Origin of the sequence: Enterobacter sp. PI-10, assembly GCF_027947695.1 — a bacterium.
Classification (GTDB): Bacteria; Pseudomonadota; Gammaproteobacteria; order Enterobacterales; family Enterobacteriaceae; genus Enterobacter; species Enterobacter vonholyi.
Genome location: NZ_JAJNOG010000002.1, coordinates 514,488 through 532,938, shown reverse-complemented (window position 1 = coordinate 532,938; position 18,451 = coordinate 514,488). Strand labels below are relative to the sequence as shown.

The window sequence follows — 18,451 nt, the reverse complement described above, 5'->3', positions numbered from 1 at the left end:
CTATCGTTTATGATCGGGGCGTCTCGTCACTCTGGAATGTTATGCGCAACCGTCAGCTCCTCGGAAAATGGCTTTTGATTATCACCTGTCTCGCGATGGCGCTTTGCCTCGTGCAGCGTGCGGTGATGCTCAACCATTTTTTACAGGGACTGGAACCGCAGATTTCACTGAGTGCAGATGCCCCAACGCAAACCAGCACCGAGCAGTCCGGGCCATCGCCCTGTCAGCTAGGCGCGCACTCGCTTCTCTGCGCCCAGCCGCTGTTTTTCGACGGCGCGCTGCCGGCCATTATTATCTTCTTCGCGCTGCTGCAGCTGTTTACGCAAGGGCGGGCAATGGCTCCTGCGCAACAGTCCGTTCAGGCACCGCCTCCCCGAATACACCTGAAAAACTGCGTTTTCCGTGAATGAAAAACATCGTCACCACACGATAATTTTTCACTGTTCACGGAGTACAACATGGTTAACCTCTTCAGGGGATTCGTCTTCCTGTGGCTGTCCTGCATCGGCATTGCCCATGCGGCGGACACCGGCTGGCTGGTCTCCCCTCAAAACGATCACGCCCGCATCCGCTTTCAGGCGGAGAGGGAACAAACGCACATTAATGGCCTGCTTACCGTTGAGCTAAAGCCCGGCTGGAAAACCTACTGGCGATCGCCGGGCGAGGGCGGCGTGGCGCCGAGAATCAGCTGGCCGGAAGGCGTAACGGACAGCTGGTCCTGGCCGGTGCCGTCGCGCTTCGACATCTCCGGCATGACCACGCAGGGCTATCACGATAAGGTGACGATCCCGATTACGCTCGACGGAGCGAAGGGCGACACGCTCGACGGGACGCTGACGCTCTCTACGTGCAGCAACGTCTGCCTGCTGACGGACTACCCGCTGCACCTCGATTTTACCCAGCCGGTGGATGAGGGTTTCCGCAGCGCCTTCGAGCAAGCGATGCGCGCCGTGCCGGGCACGTCTGGCGTATCCACGGATCTTTCCGCCTGGCTCTCTGGCGACAAGCTGGTGATTACCGGCACCACGGACGGGAAGTGGGACAATCCGGGGATCTACTTTGACCCGCTGGAGGGTGACATTCTGCCCGGCGAGCCGGTCATTAAACATGACGGCACTGCGCTTCGGGTGACGGTACCCGTGACTGACGAATGGGGTGATAAACCCGCCTCGCTGGCAGGCAAAAGGCTGTCGTTTGTGCTGACCAACGGCGATCGGGCGCAGCAAACCACCATGACCGTTGGGACAACGCCCGAAGAGACCTCCGTGCCGGACGGGACGGGAAAAATGGTGCTCTTTGCGCTATTAGGCGGGCTGATCCTGAACCTGATGCCATGCGTGCTGCCGGTGATGGGCATGAAGCTTAACAGCATCCTGCAGGCGGGATCGGACAGGCGTGCCATCCGGCTGCGCTTCCTCGCCACCAGCGCCGGGATCCTCACCTCCTTTATGCTGCTGGCCGGGATGGTCACCGCGCTGAAGCTGGCCGGAGCGTCGCTGGGGTGGGGCATTCAGTTCCAGAACCCGTGGTTTATCGGCCTGATGGTTGCCGTGACCTTCCTGTTTGCGCTGAACCTGTTTGGAGCATTTGAAATGCTGCTGCCTTCTTCTGCCGCAGGACGGCTGGCGACGGCAGGGGGCTCGGGGATCGGCGGCAGTTTCTGCGAAGGAATGTTCGCCACTCTGCTGGCGACGCCGTGCTCCGCGCCGTTCCTCGGTACGGCGGTTGCCTTTGCCCTTGGCGCGCCGCTGCACGCCCTGTGGCTGATCTTCCTGATGCTCGGCGTGGGCATGAGTCTGCCGTGGCTGTTCGTTGCCCTAGTGCCGAAAACGGCCATGCTGCTGCCAAAACCCGGCCGCTGGATGAACACGCTCAGGGTCATCCTCGGCTTGATGATGCTGGCCTCCAGCCTCTGGCTGGCGACGCTGTTGAGCGTGCATCTGGGCGAGGCGGTCAGCCAGATCGTGATGCTGGGGCTGACTGCCGTCGCGCTGGTGCTGTTTGCGCTAAAGGGGCAAAAATCTTCGCCGCTGTTCTGGCTGGTGGTCATCGCGCTGTCGGCGTTCGGGGGGTATCAGGTGCGCGGTCTGCTTAACGCGCCGCCTGACGCTCCGGCACAAAACGTTGCGCAGACTATCCCGTGGCAGCCGCTCAGCGAAGAGGCTATCGAGAACGCGCTGGTGCAGGGGAAACGGGTGTTGGTGGATATCTCCGCGGACTGGTGCGTGACGTGCAAAGTTAACGAGCATCGCGTACTCAGCCAGCCGAACGTGATTGCCGCGCTGCGCCAGCCGGACGTGGTGGCCCTGCGCGGGGACTGGAGCCAGCCGTCCGCGTTTATCGCGGATTTTCTGGCGAAGCGAAACCGCTACGCCATTCCGTTTAACGCGGTGTATGGCCCCGGCCTGCCTGATGGCGAGATCCTCTCGCCGCTGCTGGACAAGCGCACCCTGGTCACCACCCTGAACAACGCAAAAGGCTAACTGTGTCATGAAAAAACTCTTTATTACGCTGCTGCTCCTGCTGGCCCCGCTTCAGGTATTTGCCGCCCAGCCGCTGACGCCGGACCAGGAGCAGCGTGCGCAAAAGACGATCGCTGATTTCCTGTTTAACGATCCAAACTCCCCGCGCATCGGCGCGAACAACCCAAAGCTCACCCTAGTGGTGTTTACCGACTACAACTGCCCGTACTGTAAAAAATTCGATCCGTACCTGGAGAAGATTGTCGAAAAACATCCGGACGTGGCGGTGGTCTTTAAGTTTTTACCTTTCCGCTCGGAAAGTTCGCTGACCGCCGCACGAGACGCGTTAACCGTCTGGCGTGCGCATCCTGAGCAGTTTATGAAGCTGAACCACACCCTGATGGCGAAAAAGGGGTACCACGATGACGCCAGCATTCAGGAGGCGCAAAAGCGGGCGGGCGTGAGCGTGACGACGCCGGATGAGGAGAGTTTTCTGACGATCAGGCGAAGCCTCATTGTGGCGGAAAAAATGGGGATTCAGGGCACGCCCGCCACGCTTATCGGCGAGGGGCTGCTTCCCGGCTGGGTGCCGTTCGAACAGTTCGACGAAATGGTCAGTGAAGCACTGAAAAACCGCTAACCTGAAGGGGGCGAAATGCCCCCGACAAACCGGAGAGGGAAATGAAAAAATTACTGTTACTTTCGGCGCTGGCGACGTCAGGGCTGGTACAGGCGGCTGAAGCCATACCGGACGTGGTGAAGCAGTTCAGCGAGCAGCAGAACATCAAAATCATCAAGAAGCTGGATGCTCCCGGCGGGGCGCCAGCCTGGCTCGGGCAGTATCAGGATATGGGCGTGACGCTCTTTCTCACGCCGGACGGCAAGCACGTGATCTCAGGTTATCTTTATGATGACAAAGGGAAGAACCTCAGCGAGGGCTACTTCCAGAAAGAGATCTACGCCCCGATGGGACGCGAGATGTGGAAGAACCTCAACGCGGCGTATCCCCTGAAGGAAGGGGCGGATAGCGCCCCGCGAAAGGTCTTTGTCTTTGCCGATCCGTTCTGTCCGTACTGCAAGCAGTTCTGGTCCGAGGCGCAGCCGTGGGTGAAGGCCGGTAAGGTGCAGCTCAATACGCTGCTGGTGGCGTTCCTCAACCCCAACAGCGGACGTAACGCCTCAGCGATTCTGAATGCGAAAGACCCGGTTTCGGCCTGGCGCGAATACGAGCTTTCCGGTGGGAAAAAACTGCCCAAGCCTGAAGGCGAGGCTTCCCGTGAAACGGTAGCGATCCTACAGAAGCACCAGACGCTGATGGACAGCCTGGGCGCTAACGCCACGCCGGCCATTTACTATCTGAATGCGGAAAACGAGCTGCAGCAGGTGGTGGGGATGCCGGATGCGCAGCAGCTCGAGGCGATGTTCGGGCCGAAGCCGTAAAAGACCAGGCAGAAACGGGGCGTTTCTGCCTGGTGGTCACTCAGCTTCCCCAGCGTCCGCGGAGGTAGTTTACCGCCTGCTGCGTCTGCGGCTGGTTCAGGTAATCTTCCCGGAACAGGATGGTGCCGTTGACGTTGGGCAGTGAATCGTTGAGATCGAGTTGCTTTTTCAGCTCCGGCACGCCGCCCTGAACCGTCCAGTCCGGCTCGTTTCTCGACGGCTCGCCAACCTTGTAGAACGCAATGCCGATATACAGGCGAGTGTGGGTCGGCTTGACGACGTCGGCCCACCATCTGGTCAGCACGTCATAGCGCGCGGCATCACGAGAGAAGGGCCAGTAAATCTGCGGCGCGATGTAGTCCAGCAGGCCCTGCTGCACCCACTGACGCGTATCGGCGTAGGATTCATCATAGGCCGCGGCGCCGCGGGTGTCGGAGCCTGCCGGGTCAAAGGAGCGGTTACGCCACACGCCCGCCGGGCTGACGCCAAACTCCACGTTGGGCTTTGTCTGCTTGATCGCGCGGGAGACCTGGACGATCAGCTGTTGGGTGTTGTGTCTACGCCAGTCGGCTTTCGAGGCAAACCCCTGGCCGTACTGCCGCCAGGTCTGCGAATCATTCAGCGCGGAGCCCGGCGATTCGGCATAGAAGTAATCATCAAACTGCACGCCGTCTACCGGGTAGTTCGCCACCACTTCGGTCACCACTTTGGTTATCCAGTCGCGCACCTCCGGAATCCCCGGGTCGAGCACAAAGCGGTCGCCCGAGATGCGGACCCATTCCGGGTGCTGCACATAAACGCTGGCCGGGGTCTGATAGGCGGTCCGGTTCAGGGCGGCGATGGTGGACGGTTTGGTGTTGGTCGATACGCGATAGGGGTTAAACCAGGCATGGACCTTCATGCCGCGCCTGTGCGCTTCATCAAGCATAAACTGCAGCGGATCGTATCCCGGATACTCACCGATGTTGCCGGTCAGCATATCTGACCACGGTAAAATTTTAGATGACCAGAGGGCCGTGCTGTCCGGCTTCACCTGGAAAAATACCGTGTTGATGCCGAGCTGCTTAAGGTTGTCGAGCTTTGCAATCAGCGCCTGCTTTTGCATCGCGATGCGCTGGTCCGCGCTGCGGCCATTCACCGAGGCCACCGGGGGCCAGTCGAGACGCGAGACGGTCGCCAGCCAGATGCCGCGCATCGGCTGGTTTGCCTGCGGCGTCGGTTTGCTGACGGTGGGGAGAGGGGTAACCAGTGATTTGGGTGGTTTTGAGGAGCAGCTTACAAGTAAAAGTGCGCAGGCAGCCAGCGCACCAATCCGTTTTACGTGTCGCGTCATTTGCGTATTAGCTCTTGATAATCCTGCTGTTGGCCCAGGGATTAAATGCGGGCGCCGCCTGCTCTGTATTTCCCTCATCATCGAGAGAGTCCAGATACAGGGCTTCGACCTCCGCGCGCGCCCACGGGGTACGGCGCAGAAATTTCAGGCTCGATTTAACGCTGGGGTCTTTTCTGAAACAGTTAATTTTGATTCGGTCGCCCAATTCGCTCCAGCCATATTTCGCCACCAGGGCGTTGACCATCATCTCCAGCGTTACGCCATGCAAAGGATCTTTGGAAATATGTGCAGTCATAGGCGTCCGGATGTCTCGATTTTTAAGTGATTGGGATAAACGCTGAAAGGGTACAAGAAAGCAGGGGAAGCGGCAATTTTCCTTTTCCCCTCGCTCACTTTATGACGGACTCCGTGCGCTGATTTTCACCGATAATTTTTCCCGAGCTGTTTTCAATCGTAAACCGAATCGACACGTCGTCCTGGCCCACGGGCGTGGCCGTAAGCGTTTTAACCATCGTTCCCGAATCTGCTGCGATCGTCATCGCCGTCGTGCCTTTTGCCAGCACCTTGTCGCGCTGGGTGATGCGCCAGGTCAGACGGCATTCGCGGCACGGTTTCCAGGTGTCGTTGATGGCCCACAGACGCACGCTCCCCGCCGCCCCGGATTGCCACTGCGCCGTCACCGGTTCAATGGACGGCAGAACAGGCTGGTAGGCGCGTTTTAAGGCGTAAAACCCGGCTTTAGGCTTACGCAGGTAGTCCACCACGCCCCAGTTGATGGAGGGCCAGGTTTCTACAAACATGAAGTGGAACAGGGCCGTCACCGGCTGGTAGCGTTGTCGACGGTAGCTCTCTGCCGCCGTGGCCACCAGCTGAGACTGGTACGCCTGAGTATTGCGAATCATCGCCTGAATGTTCTTCCCGCGCGGAATACCGGCAAACTTAAAGGTCTGGAAGGGCTGAAAATTATGGTATTTCCAGACGGTCCAGCCAGGATCGTCAGCGGCGGTCGTTTTTGGCCAGAGCGACGCCGCCGGGATGATGGTTTTTAGCGTTGACAGGCGGGGAAGCGCCTGCGCGCCGAACTCGGTGATGATCCCCGTTTTAGCCGGAGCAAGCAGGTCGCGTACGGTACCAAAGTACCAGCCCGCCCAGTAATGCTCCTCAACGGCGGAGAAGCGGTGCACGATGCGGGAGGTATCTTCGGCAAGCGTATCCGCTACCTTTTGCGTGAGTTCGCGGTTGAGGTTTTTATTCCAGTCCGGGAAGCGTTTTTCCATCCACGGCGAGTTCCACGGCGGTTCGTTATGCCCGCCCCAGACGATGATGGCGGGGGAGTTACCGAACTGTTCGATCATCTCCCGCGTCTGTCGAACCGCATTTTCCGTGAAAGCCGCACTGTTGTTGTAGCCCCACTGCAGCGGAACATCCTGCCAGATCATCATCCCCATCTCATCGGCCACGTCATACAGCGCGCGCCCGGCAACGTGTCCGTGCACGCGTATGGCGTTGGCGTTCATGGCTTCCACCAGACGAAGATCGCGACGGTATTTTTCTCGCGTCATGTTGCTGAGCCAGGGGGAGCCGATGTAATTGCTGCCCTTAATGAAAAGGCGTTTGTCGTTAATGAGCCAGCCCTTATTGTCGGGCTGCTCGACGATCTTGCGCAGCCCGGTGCGGGTCACCGCCGTATCCATCAGGCCGTTTTCATCGCGTAATGCCACGCGAATGGTATACAGGTGCGGTTTCCCCGTACCGACGGGCCACCACAGTTTTGCCTTCGGCATGGGCAGCGTCACCTGCACGGAATGGGCGCCGCTTTCGAGGGTAACCGGAAAGTCAGCCTGGAAGCGATTGCCGCTGAAATTGGCGGGCGTGGCGGTGAGCCGCACGGTCGCCGGGCCCGATTCGAGCGCGCGATAGCGAATATCTGCTTTCAGCGCGGGGTGCGTCAGCCCCTGTGACCAGTCTGGTCGCAGGATGGTCTCATCCAGGGTAGCGCCCCGGCTAAGATGCAGCCTCACCGGTGCCCAGATGCCGCCCGAGTTAGCGTCCTGTCCTTGCGGCGACCAGGCCCCGCCGGGACGCGTGTCATGCTGGTTAAGGATCCCTTTCATGAGCGTTTTATGCAGCGGCCAGACCTTATTGGGATCTTCGTAAGGGCTGTCCACCCTGACCACCAGTCGGTTGTGACGTTGTAACGCCTGGCTGGCATCCAGCGAAAAGCGCTGAAAATAGCCCTCATGTTGGCCGAGCGGCTGGCCGTTCAGGGTGACCTCGGCCAGGTAATCGACGCCGTCAAACACCAGGGTGCTCATTACGTCGGGCGGCTGCACGGGCAGGGAAAAGGCGTGCTTGTACCACAGCGCGCCCTGATGATCGTACCCGGCGCTGTACCAGTTGGCGGGGACCTGAAGCGGGCGCCAGCCTGATGCGGCAGGATGCGCGCTATCATTGGCGTCCTGAACCTGCCATTCTCCGGCCAGAGACCAGCTGACCGGCGCAGCGTTCGCCACCGCATGGGTGGTCAACAGGGCAAAGAGCAGCGCGCAGTTGCGAGCGTTCATGCGTTTACCCCGCGCGCGTTGAGCCACGCCATCAGGCGCAGCGATTCCTTCTGAAGCTGCTGGTTGAACGTCGCAAGCTGTTGCCCCTCCAGCGTGTGCGCCTCGCTCTCCAGCGCCTGTAGCTGCTGTGCGAGCGTGCTGAAGTCCAGGGTGACGGCTTCTCCCCGTAGCTTGTGGGCCGCGCGGCGCAGCGCTTCACGATCGTCGCTGTCAATAGCCCGGGTGATGGCCTTCATGGCCTCCTCCAGCCCTTCGCCAAACAGGGCCAGCAGCTCCTGAACCAGAGCAGGGTCGTCAGCACACTGCTTCAGCAGGCGTGCTTCATCCGGGAAGTCGGAAGGGGCATCGTGGCGCGGAAGCACGCGAGCAATCTCTTCAGCGAGACGCTCCTGGCTGATGGGTTTGGCAATGTAGCCGTCGAAACCCATGTTAAGACAGCGCTCTTTATCCCCCTGCATGGCGTGTGCCGTCATGGCGACGGTGGGCTGCGCCGGTCCGGGGCGGGCGCGTTCTTCTTCACGCAGCAGGCGAATGGCGGTTTCACCGTCCATCTCTGGCATCTGAAGATCGATCAGCAAAACGTCCCACACGCCCGCGCGCCAGCGTTCCAGCAGCGCGACGCCATTATCGACGATCTGACAGGTGTGCCCGAGCCGCTCGAGCAGGCGCGCGGCGACCTTCTGGTTGACCAGATTATCTTCCGCCAGCAGGACCCTGAGCCCCGCAGTGTCCGGCGCGACGGTGGGTGCGGGCGCGCTTTCACTCACCGTCTTCGGCGCACGTTCAAACGCCGCGGCAATCGCCTGATGCAATTCATTCTGGGCTATAGGTTTATGCAGGTAGTTCTGGATACCGATCCGCTTCAGCATATTGATATCAAAATGTCGACTCATGGAGCTCAGCATGATGATATGGCTTTCAGAAATCTGCGGCAGTACCGAAAGCTCAAGGGCCAGAGACACGCCGTCCATATCCGGCATCTGCGCGTCCAGCAGGATCAGCGGCCATGCCGTTCCCGCTTTAACCCGGTTGATGGCCTCGCTGGCGTTGTTGACGCAGGTGGGTTTCAGCCCCATCTGGCTAAGCATGGCGGCCAATAGCCGCAGGTTGGTCGCGTTATCATCAACCACCAGCACGGGCTCCCCGTTAAAGCTATGGCTATGCCGGCGTTCCTCCGGGCCAGGCGCCTGGGCCGCAAGCGGCAGCGCGAAGGAAAATTCGCTGCCTTTCCCCGGCTCGCTGGACACCGTTAATTCGCCGCCCATCGCCGCGACCAGTCGCGCAGAGATGGTTAGCCCGAGCCCCGTACCGCCATAGCGGCGGGTGGTTGAGTTATCCGCCTGGCTGAAGGCTTCAAAAATGGCTTTCTGCTTATCTGAAGGTATGCCAATGCCGCTGTCGCGCACGCGAAAACGCCAGCGTTCCGCGCTATCGCCGGGTTCAACAATGAGGATCACTTCTCCCTGATGGGTAAACTTCAGCGCGTTGCCCAGCAGATTGGTCAGGATCTGGCGCAGCCGCGCGCCGTCGACCAGCAGCACGTCGGGGACGTCGGGCGCAATATCAACCAGCAGCTCGATGCCTTTTTCGCTCGCCCCCGGCATGTGCGGGCGAATAAGCGACTGAATAAAGGGGCGGACCGGGACGGGCTCCGCCTCCAGCTCCACTTTTCCGGCTTCAATCCGGGAAAAGTCGAGAATGTCGTTGATGATATGCAGCAAAGACTGGGCAGAACTCATCACCAGCGTCAGGTAATCGCGCTGATCGGCGCTGAGCGCCGTATCCAGGCACAGCTGGGTCATGCCAATAATGCCGTTCATTGGGGTGCGAATTTCATGGCTCATATTCGCCAGAAACGCGCTTTTCGCCTCATTGGCTTTTTGTGCCTCAATGGCCGAGGCGAACGCCTGAATTTCAGCCTCCTTGCGGCGCGTAATATCCTGCAGCGTGCCAATCACGCGCTCGGCGTTTCCCTCAATAGAGAGCGTGACCACCTGGCCGGAGAGCAGCATCCAGCGCAGTCCTTCGGTAGGGTGATGCACGCGAATTTCACATTCAAAGACCGGGCGATGATCCTGCTTCGAAGCCTGTAGAGCCTTGCGCAGCGCTGCGCGATCGTCCTCGTGAACCTGGTTAAGTAAAAAACGCACCGGATATCGCCACTGGGTGCGCGACTGGCCCAGCATGGCAAGCAGGGTATCGTTGACCTGGAGCGTGTCGCCGGAAACCTGCCAGTCCCAGATCCCGATATGGATGGATTCCGCCGTCAGCAGAAAATCGTCATGCAGCTGGTGCCGCGCCCGCTGCGCTTCATCCAGCTCGGTAATATCGCTGTGCAGGCTGACAATGCCGCCGTCCGCAAGGCGCTGGTGCTGGACGAAGATGCGCCGCTGGCCCGCCTGCCGCACTTCGCAGTGTTTATCCTGCCGACAGTTGCGCACGATCGACTCGCGCAGCGTCTGACGCAGGCCAGGGTCGACGTTGTAAACGGCGTCGATAAAGCGTTCCGCCAGCGACTCCAGCGTTGTGCCCGCCTTCAGCCACGGGGTGATGACCGGATAAAACAGGGCCACGTTGTGATTCCAGGCCTGCAGGCGTTCCTCGCGGTCATAAATCATGACGGCCGCCGGCAGCGCGTTAAGATCGTACGTGAATGCGCTCATCGTGATCCTCCTACGCGCGGTAGTGAAGTTCTGCCTGTCGGCGCAGGTATTCCAGCCCGGGCGCGATCGCCATGGCCCAGGCCGTCAGGATTTCATCGTCGCACTGCGGATCGCGCAGGCTCACCGTGTTCAACATGGCTTCGCGCCACAGGGCGAAAAAACGCGGGGGGAGGTGGAGACCGTCGTCGCCTTGCTCCCGCGCCAGGCGCTCGAGAAAATCAGGCACGATTAACGCGCCGTCCACCGCAAGCATGGCGAAGAAACTCTTAAACAGGGTCTGCTGACCCTCGCTATCCGGCAGGCGAGAAAAATGCTGCTCCGTCTCGGGCGACATATGAACGAAGGCGTCATAGAACGTCTGGAAAAACGCCGTTTTGTCATTATCCGGAAAGACGCGGTTCAGGCTGGATTCAAACAGATCGCGGTAAAATTTCACGGCGTCCTCCTTACGGCGTTTTCGCCCGGTAGACAGTGCCCGACGGGCGTATAGTCATCTGCCACACGGCGCGTAAAGTAGCTCTCTTTTTTGGCCCGGCGGGCGTCAAACAGGGGGCCCGCGTTGTGCTTAAAGAACAGGGCTTCCAGCACCGTGGCATTGGTGGAAAGGGTGAGCGCAGCGTTAGTATCGCCCGTGGCTTCCTGGCGGCCTTCGTACCAGCCTTTTTGCGGATCGTTAAGATGCTTTGTCACCGCCATCAGCACGTCGGTGTAAGGGGTGTCCCACAGGGCCCACAGGGCAAAGACCGCCTTGGTCGATACCTGCGCGAAACGGGTGTAGTCCCGGCCATCGTCACCGACAGAGTTCCAGGCATAGCCGTTTCCCCAGACCGTATCCTGGATATGCCAGGGCGCCTGCGGAAGCGAGAAATCTGCTCTGGCCGTCAGGATCTTATCGGTCTCCCAGCGGCTCTTCTGGCTCAGCCAGACGTTTTCGGCCTGCTTGCGCAGGTGCTTTTGCCGATCGGCCGCAACGCCTTCGGGCTCCCAGCCAAACTCCAGGCCCGGCAGCATATAGGGAAGGGTGGCGATCAGGGAGGGTTGCCACGTGGTGCGCGGATCCCGGGCATCGACGGCCAGACGCCGCTGGGCGATGATGACGTGGTGCGCCGGGGGCGTAAACGCTTTCTCCGGGGAAAACCCCCACAGCCGAAACGCCGTTGCGGCATATTCGCTCTCGCCCAGGCGCAGCTCCTCGCGCACCACCGGCTGGCCGTTTTGCAGGGAAGATGACCACAGTTCGCCTTCACGATCGATGACCGGACAGAAATTCCAGCGCAGGATGATTTTATCCAGGTATTCGCTGTACTGCGGTTCCCGCTCTGCGGTGAGGCGCAGGGCGAGCATCAGACGCGCCATGTCGCGCGCGGACCAGCCATTTTTAACGGGCTTGCCGCTAAAGTCGATCGGCGTCGCCGTCTGGCTGGAATAGAGTCGACCCGGCGTCCGGGCCTCGGTCAGCATCAGGCGGTTGAGGGTGCCCATCAGCCGCGTCAGGCGAGCGTCATATTCGGCGTCGTCAATCAGCCCCAGCTCTTTTGCCGCCAGCAGGGCGATAAGCGTGTCGCCCATTTGCCAGAGCGTGACGCGGGGCTGTTTGTCGCTCCCGTTGACCAGCCCGGTTTGCGGCTGGGTATTATTGACGAAATAGCGCCAGGCGATCGCCGCCCACGTCCGCTCTTCCGGCGTCAGGGCGGCAATACGCGCGCTGGAGTGCCACCCGCCGTTGATGAGCCAGCGCCAGCCTGCTCCCTGATGTCCAAACAGCGCAAAGACGATCGCGCCTGCGAGGAGTAATCCCGCGAGCCCTCTGGCTATGGTTTTAAGCATTGCGCAGTCACCGGAGGCAGTTTAACGGGCTCGTCCACGCTGCATGACGCGCACTGACAGGCCTGGCAGGCGGGTTTGGTGCGTTGCGTGACGCCGGTCCGGTCGCACCAGCTTTTTACGGCTGGTGTGCTGGTCAGGAACGGACGGCTGCGCAGCGCGTTGTTCTCTTCAAACTGATCGAGCAGCTTTTGATCCCACAGGGACGGGGCAAAATCCTTGCTCTTCGGATTGTCGGTGTTGAAGGCCAGCAGTTTTCCCTCTTTTTTGAACAACAGTGCCTCCAGCATGATGCCGTTGTTGTTCGCGGTGAACTCTTTGATCGGGCCGTCACCGTTTTCATACAGCCCTTCGTAGTAGCCTTTTCCCTCTTCGTTGGCATTCTCAATGGTATTGAGCAGGCGGTCGGTATAAGGTGAGTTCCACAGCACCCACATGCCCAGCGCCGCCTTCAGCGAAATCGCGGCAGCGTTAGGGACGAACTGTCCCTTATCGGTAATGGTGTTCCAGTTGTACCCGTCGCTGAAGACGGTGTCATAGACGAAGTAAGGGGCCTTATCGAGCTGGTGCTCGGAGCGCGCGGTGAGGACGCCGGTAATGGTATAGCGGTTCTCCTGAGCCTGATAAACGCGGTCGGCAAAGTTTTTCATCCACGTCAGGGAGTAGTCGCGCGGGGCGTTATCCCGGTCGGTCGGTTTATCAAAGCCGAACTCCAGCCCGTAGAGCAGGTAGGATTCCGTCACCACGTAGTTATGCTGCGACGTGTTGCGCGGGTCGCGCGTATCGTACGGGACCAGCACGCAGTAGATCTCGGCCAGCTCGTAAGGCTGCGGACGGCTGGCTTTGCAGGTATTAAACCCCCACAGCTGGAAACCGGCCGCGCCGTACTCTTCATAGCCCAGTCGACCTTCCTGAACGTACTTCGGCTGGCCGTTCTCCAGATAGGCCCCGTACAGCGTGCCGCAGGGGTCGATCGCGTGGCTGAAATCCCAGCCGAGCACCACGTTATCAATGCTGTTGCCGTATTCCGGATAACGCTCTTTGATGATTTTCAGCCAGACCAGCATTCGCCCGATATCCAGCGCCGAGAAGCCAATTTCGCCGGGCTTGTTGGTGTAGTCCACCTTCTGGCCGCTGATGGTGTTATACGCTTTGTTGGGGAGCTCGTTGCGAAAGAGCACCAGGGTGTTTAACGTGGCGAGGAATTTCAGCATCCGGCGGTCAAATTCCGCTTTATCAATGATCCCGAGTTCGCGCGCCGCCGTCAGGGCGGCCAGATAGGAGGCGCTGTCCCACATGGTGGTGGAGGGATATTTGTTGACCGCATTCACCAGGCCCGTCGTGGGCTGATAGTTGGTGACGAAATACTGCCAGGCGTTTTTCGCGATGGTCATCTCCCGGGCGGTCAGCTCGCCGCTGCGCGGGGAGTAACCTGATGCAGGGAGCTCGGTATCCGCACGCACGGTCGATAAGGCCAGCCAGCAGATCGATATTCCCGTGAGCAGGTGAAAAAGGATCGGGGATCGTGGCTTCATGGCGTTGCTCCTGCTGAGGGGGAAGTGTAGAGGCAGGCCAGACAGAGCATCTGGCCATGCGCGATGTAAGACAGACTTTCCAGCACAATGGCATTGGTATCGGCGTCCACCACGGCATTGACGCTGTTGTTGAGATTTAACCCGCGCTGCCAGCCTTTACCCGGCACCTGAAGGGCCAGAACCTGCTGGCGCAGCGCTTCGCTCCAGCTGTTGCGGAAAAGGGCATACCAGGCAAACGCGGTGCGGGTGGAGGTAATCGCCACTTTCTCCGGCACCTCGTCGCGCAGGTTACGCGCCTGTACCGGCTGCCTGTCCGGCAGATCGTTAACGTAATCCGGCGCGGGTTCGGCATAATCCGTGCTGATCGGCGGTTTTGGCGCGCGCAGGCCGTGGCGCCGCTGCTGGATCTGCATAATTCGCCACGCAATTTCAGCGCTCTGCGCATCAAAGCCCAGCTCAAGACCGGTTAACAGGTAGGGGAGACTGATCAGCGAAGTTTGCTTGCCCCAGGGCGTGCGTAGCCCTTCATCGGGCACCATTACGCCATCCAGATCGATCATCTTTTGCCCTTCAGGCGGGTTGGTCACCGCGAGTCCTGCCGCGCTGTCAATCAGGCGCAGCGTATGGCTGGCATAGAGACGGTAGCCAAAGCTGTCCCGCTGTTCGTCATCGGTCAGCGTCCAGTGATGGAGCGGCACGGCTGCCTGACTTTGAGCGCTATTTTCAATCAGAGCGCCGGTGTTCCAGAGGCTAAACAGATCGTGGATAGCCGCCGCGTGCTGGGGATAGCGCCATAGCAGGGTCTGTAATGCCGTCAGCAGCCGGCTCAGACCGATTGCGGAGGCGTCAGGCTTGCCCAGGATCTTGAGCGTGTCCGCATGGTAATAGGCGGCGGGGAGACCTTTGTCATTGAGCGGCAGTTGCCCCAGCGTGAACACGGCGGTGCTGACCCTCTCGTCAAACTCATCGGCGGAAATAATATTGAGCTGCTCTGCGGCAGCGGTCGCAAACAGGTAGCTTCCCACGCTCCAGAGGCTCAGCCAGGGTTCACCGTCGCTGGCGTTCGCCAGCCCATTTGGCTGGGTATTATTCACGTAGTATTGCCAGGCGACCCGCGCCCAGATGGCTTCGTCATAGGTCAGCGCCCGTTTTGTGGGCAGCGGCGGAAAGTCTTTACTGAGCGCGATGCCGCCGCTGCTTTCCACGCGCGTGGGCATCTGTTTCTCCACCCAGACCACAATGGCAAAGCCGATCAGGAAGCCGAGCAAAATGGTGAGGTAGCTGCGCGCGGGCAGCAGGGCATCACGTATCCTCATTGGGTGACCTCGTCCTCTTCAGCGGGCGTCCACATGGCTGCGAAAATCAGCGGCAGCATGGCGGCGATGTTCACCCCTCCCCAGAAAATATTGATGACATAGCCGGAGGGGTCATCCACCTGTCCACGCGCCACCTGGATACCGCCCCAGATAAGCCCTGCGAGGGTCAGCACCACGATGGCAATTTGCGGCTTCACCAGGTAGAGAAAACGGCCCGTCTGCCGCTCTTTTGGCGTGACGTGAAATTTGATCTGTTCGCCCCGCAGCACCGTATTGAGCGCGCGCAGGTTCATGGAAAAGAAGGAGAGGTATGAGGCCCTGCCGTCCCAGGCCGAGATCCCCCAGGTGCCGAACATAAAGGCCAGCTCGGAGAAAATAAAAAACGGCAGAAAATGCAGATAGAACGGCGTCGACCAGGCGGACACCGGCGGAATGCCGGTGAACAGATAGATAATGGGTGAAATCAAAAACACCGTGTTCCATACGCAGGCCATGTATGACCAGAAGGTGGTGGCATACATCAGCGTCTGGGGCAGAGAGAGCCTGAAGCGGCGACGACTGAAGATGTTGTCATGAAACAAAATATCCAGCGAGCCGGCGGCGTACTTAAAGCGCTGGATCATCCAGGTGAGCATATCCTGCGGAGAGAGCATCTTCGACTCAACCCGCGGATGCATAACCGAGCGCCAGCGTCGTGCGGCGTCACCGTGCAGCAGCACCGAGGTGTAAATATCTTCCGAGACGTGGAATTTGTAGGGGGTTAGCTCGGTGTCAAACGCCACGTGCGGACGCATTGCATTCTGCAGCGCGTCCCGGGTCTCCTCATCGCGAATGTCGCGCGTATGACGATGGATCTCCTCTTCGACGGACCAGACGTAGCTTCTCAGCGCGGCCTGCATGACCGCCTCGCGACGGTGAATGGACGCCGCGCCACAGCAAAAAGCCGCGTTCGCCCAGTTGCGCCGCCGCAGGATCACGTCATAGAACATGCGCGGATCGTTAAAAAACGGGTCGCGGCCTATCGTGACCGGGCCAACACACTTTTGAATCAGCCAGCCCAGACCGTAGCCCACTTTTCCGGCTTTTCGCTGGCCCCAGCGCGACAGGTTTTCTCCTTCCGGAAGATCGAAGAACCACTGCGGCGTCTGTACCCAGGCCACGTCCGGATCGCGAAAATAGCCCAGCGTATGGCTGAGCAGGGTGGGAAATACCCGGGTATCGGCGTCGCAGATAACAATGAAATCGCCGTCGGTTTGCTCAAGGCCGTTGCGCAGGTTGCCGGCCTTAAAGCCGATGTTGGTCTGGCGAGTGATATAGTTAACGCCTTCCTCTTCACAGACGGCTTTCATCTCCGGGCGGCGGCCGTCATCAAGCACGTGGATCCGGTAGTCAATCGGGAACGGGTACGTCATCTTCAGGGCGTCGCGAATGGACAGCCTGACCAGCTCGGTGTCTTCCGAGTAGGTGGCAATGAACAGATCCACCTTTACGGGACGGGGCTCAACGGCCTCCTCAGGCGACAGACATTCGTTAATTTCGCCGGGCGGCGGACTTTGAGGAGGATCCTGTTCTTTCCACAAATTGATGGTAAACAGCACGGTGCCAATCCACGCCAGGGTTTCGGCGAGGACCAGCGGAATGGCATACCATAATGCGTCAGTATTCAGGGAGGCGGTCCAGCGCCAGTAAATATAATTGGCACCCAGAATAAGCGCCGCGACCGCCAACACCTGCCAGGTCATCATTACCCAGCGCGGTGTTGTTAACGGTTCCGGAGGACGACGATGTTCAAAACGGGAAAAATAAAAATCCATAGTTCCGGCGTTCCTGATTCCGTGAAAATGCAGACCCATTCTGCTGCGCAGACAGTTTCCCAAAAGCGAAAGAAAATAGCGATTAAACAAGATTTAAGATAAGTGTAGAACGCCGAATAAAAGTGTCCAGCCACGTTTTTATTAATATTTAGCGGTGGTTAATTCAGCTTAAATTCTGCTTAATATCTTTCATCTGCTGACGATAAATTGCGGTTACTATTCCTTTAGGCTATCTACTTTATTTAGACCTTAATTTTCGTTTTCAGGCAAAGGACACCCTATGAGCCATGTTGCGCCGTCGGTAGCGCAAGAAGATGACGCTAAATCAACAGCATGGAGGTACGCCGTTGCAGGTGCCAGGGACCTGAGAATCGACTTTATGCGCGGCATTGCTCTCGTCATGATGGTCGTGGCGCATACGGAGGTAATGTCGGTATTTAATATATTCTCCTGGGAGCGTTTTGGGTTAACAACCGGTGCAGAAGGTTTTGTTATTCTCTCGGGGTTTATGCTTGGCATGCTGAACCGCGCGCGTCTGCAAAAAGTGGTTTTGCTCACGGTTTGGTGGGGGCTTTATCTCAGGGCGTGGAAAATATATCGTGTAAATATCATTATCATAGTGTCATTTATTCTTCTGGCCTATATCCCATATATTAACGTTTTCGAGGTCACCCATTTTACCGACCGCTTTTCGGGCCAAAGCTGGTCGCTTTATCCTGTTACGCCGCAAATTAAAGAGACCTGGTTCAACATTATTCTCTATTTGCAGATTGGCCCCCATCAGACGCAAATTCTGGGGCTGTATATCTTTTTGCTGCTACTCAGCCCGCTATTTTTGGGGATGCTGCAGAAAGGAAAAGTCTGGTGGCTGCTGGGGCTGTCGCTGCTGGTGTACGGCTTGTGGCAGCGCTGGCCGCTCCGGCTGACGCCGTCGGAATTCGAATTTGCCTTCCCGCTGCTCGCCTGGCAGTTCATCTTTGTGCTGGGCATGGCCAGCGGTTGGTATAAAGCCGAACTGCTCTCTTTCGCCCGGACGCCTCCGGGGAAAGGGGTGGTAGTGGCGCTGGTTATGGTGTCGCTGGTGCTGGGATTTGTCGCCCAGAACCATACCAACCCGTTTATGCCGCCCGCGCTGCTGATGCACGTCATCCCGCCTGACAGCTTCAATTCGTTTTATCACACCTGGGCGGCGAAGAACGGGCTGGGCCCGGTGCGGGTGTTAAACGATATCGCCCTGATGGTCACCGTCTACCTGGTGCTGACGTATTGCTGGACGCCGCTCAATCGCCTGCTGGGATGGTTCCTGATCCCGCTCGGCCAGCACTCGCTTTATACCTTTATTTTGCATGTGTACGTGGTGCTGCTGGTGAGCCAGTTCATCACCTTCGACTTATGGCGTCATGCCTGGATAGAGAACACGTTAGTGCATGCGGCGGCACTGGGTATTTTGTGGCTGATGGCAAAATACGACGTCGGCGCACGCTGGATACCTAACTAAGG

At 59.0% G+C, this 18,451-nt stretch carries 14 protein-coding genes; 5 read left to right on the top strand and 9 right to left on the bottom strand.

What is annotated here, in order from left to right; all coding sequences use genetic code 11:
- Nucleotides 1-41: 41 nt before the first annotated feature.
- The 4 genes from LRM19_RS07010 to dsbG are packed head-to-tail and all read left to right on the top strand — an operon-like array spanning nt 42 to nt 3,902.
- Nucleotides 42-410 carry a hypothetical protein gene (locus LRM19_RS07010; RefSeq protein ID WP_111963594.1) on the top strand — a complete coding sequence of 123 codons (369 nt, stop codon included), beginning with the start codon at nt 42-44 and terminating at the stop codon, nt 408-410.
- A gap of 48 nt (nt 411-458) precedes the next feature.
- Nucleotides 459-2,483, top strand: a complete 2,025-nt coding sequence (locus LRM19_RS07005) for a protein-disulfide reductase DsbD family protein (protein WP_271367913.1) — start codon at nt 459-461, stop codon at nt 2,481-2,483.
- A gap of 7 nt (nt 2,484-2,490) precedes the next feature.
- Nucleotides 2,491-3,102 carry a DsbA family protein gene (locus tag LRM19_RS07000; protein ID WP_271367911.1) on the top strand — a complete coding sequence of 204 codons (612 nt, stop codon included), beginning with the start codon at nt 2,491-2,493 and terminating at the stop codon, nt 3,100-3,102.
- Between the two features lie 41 nt (nt 3,103-3,143).
- Entirely contained in the window at nt 3,144-3,902 is a 759-nt protein-coding gene (dsbG, locus tag LRM19_RS06995; RefSeq protein ID WP_271367910.1) for a thiol:disulfide interchange protein DsbG, read from the top strand.
- A 40-nt stretch (nt 3,903-3,942) separates the two neighbouring features.
- Here dsbG and LRM19_RS06990 read toward each other — a convergent pair whose 3' ends face one another.
- The 9 genes from LRM19_RS06990 to LRM19_RS06950 form a co-directional block, all read right to left on the bottom strand.
- A complete protein-coding gene (locus tag LRM19_RS06990; protein WP_271367908.1) occupies nt 3,943-5,235 on the bottom strand; it encodes a glycoside hydrolase family 10 protein in 1,293 nt (430 codons plus the stop codon).
- A gap of 7 nt (nt 5,236-5,242) precedes the next feature.
- Nucleotides 5,243-5,530 (bottom strand): VF530 family DNA-binding protein, encoded by a 288-nt coding sequence (locus LRM19_RS06985; protein ID WP_111963589.1) that lies wholly within the window; start codon nt 5,528-5,530, stop codon nt 5,243-5,245.
- 94 nt (nt 5,531-5,624) lie between these two features.
- Nucleotides 5,625-7,799 (bottom strand): glycoside hydrolase family 2 protein, encoded by a 2,175-nt coding sequence (locus LRM19_RS06980; protein ID WP_271367907.1) that lies wholly within the window; start codon nt 7,797-7,799, stop codon nt 5,625-5,627.
- On the bottom strand, nt 7,796-10,462 hold the full coding sequence (locus tag LRM19_RS06975; protein WP_271367906.1) for a hybrid sensor histidine kinase/response regulator: 2,667 nt from the start codon (nt 10,460-10,462) through the stop codon (nt 7,796-7,798). Before LRM19_RS06975 ends, LRM19_RS06980 begins: the two co-directional genes overlap by 4 nt.
- Before the next feature lie 10 nt (nt 10,463-10,472).
- Nucleotides 10,473-10,898 carry a globin gene (locus LRM19_RS06970; protein ID WP_127730963.1) on the bottom strand — a complete coding sequence of 142 codons (426 nt, stop codon included), beginning with the start codon at nt 10,896-10,898 and terminating at the stop codon, nt 10,473-10,475.
- A complete protein-coding gene (locus tag LRM19_RS06965; RefSeq protein ID WP_271367904.1) occupies nt 10,895-12,289 on the bottom strand; it encodes a DUF3131 domain-containing protein in 1,395 nt (464 codons plus the stop codon). Before LRM19_RS06965 ends, LRM19_RS06970 begins: the two co-directional genes overlap by 4 nt.
- Complete coding sequence (locus LRM19_RS06960; RefSeq protein WP_271367903.1) at nt 12,274-13,821, bottom strand: DUF3131 domain-containing protein; 1,548 nt, start codon at nt 13,819-13,821, stop codon at nt 12,274-12,276. The genes LRM19_RS06965 and LRM19_RS06960 overlap by 16 nt, the downstream gene beginning before the upstream one ends.
- A complete protein-coding gene (locus LRM19_RS06955) occupies nt 13,818-15,137 on the bottom strand; it encodes a DUF3131 domain-containing protein (RefSeq protein WP_133294449.1) in 1,320 nt (439 codons plus the stop codon). The genes LRM19_RS06960 and LRM19_RS06955 overlap by 4 nt, the downstream gene beginning before the upstream one ends.
- The gene (locus LRM19_RS06950; RefSeq protein ID WP_115875102.1) at nt 15,134-16,951 is read right to left on the bottom strand and encodes a glycosyltransferase family 2 protein; all 1,818 of its coding nucleotides are present in this window, start codon (nt 16,949-16,951) and stop codon (nt 15,134-15,136) included. Before LRM19_RS06950 ends, LRM19_RS06955 begins: the two co-directional genes overlap by 4 nt.
- 280 nt (nt 16,952-17,231) lie before the next feature.
- Here LRM19_RS06950 and opgC point away from each other — a divergent pair, with 280 nt between their 5' ends.
- Nucleotides 17,232-18,449 carry an OpgC domain-containing protein gene (opgC, locus tag LRM19_RS06945; protein ID WP_271367899.1) on the top strand — a complete coding sequence of 406 codons (1,218 nt, stop codon included), beginning with the start codon at nt 17,232-17,234 and terminating at the stop codon, nt 18,447-18,449.
- Nucleotides 18,450-18,451: the final 2 nt, after the last annotated feature.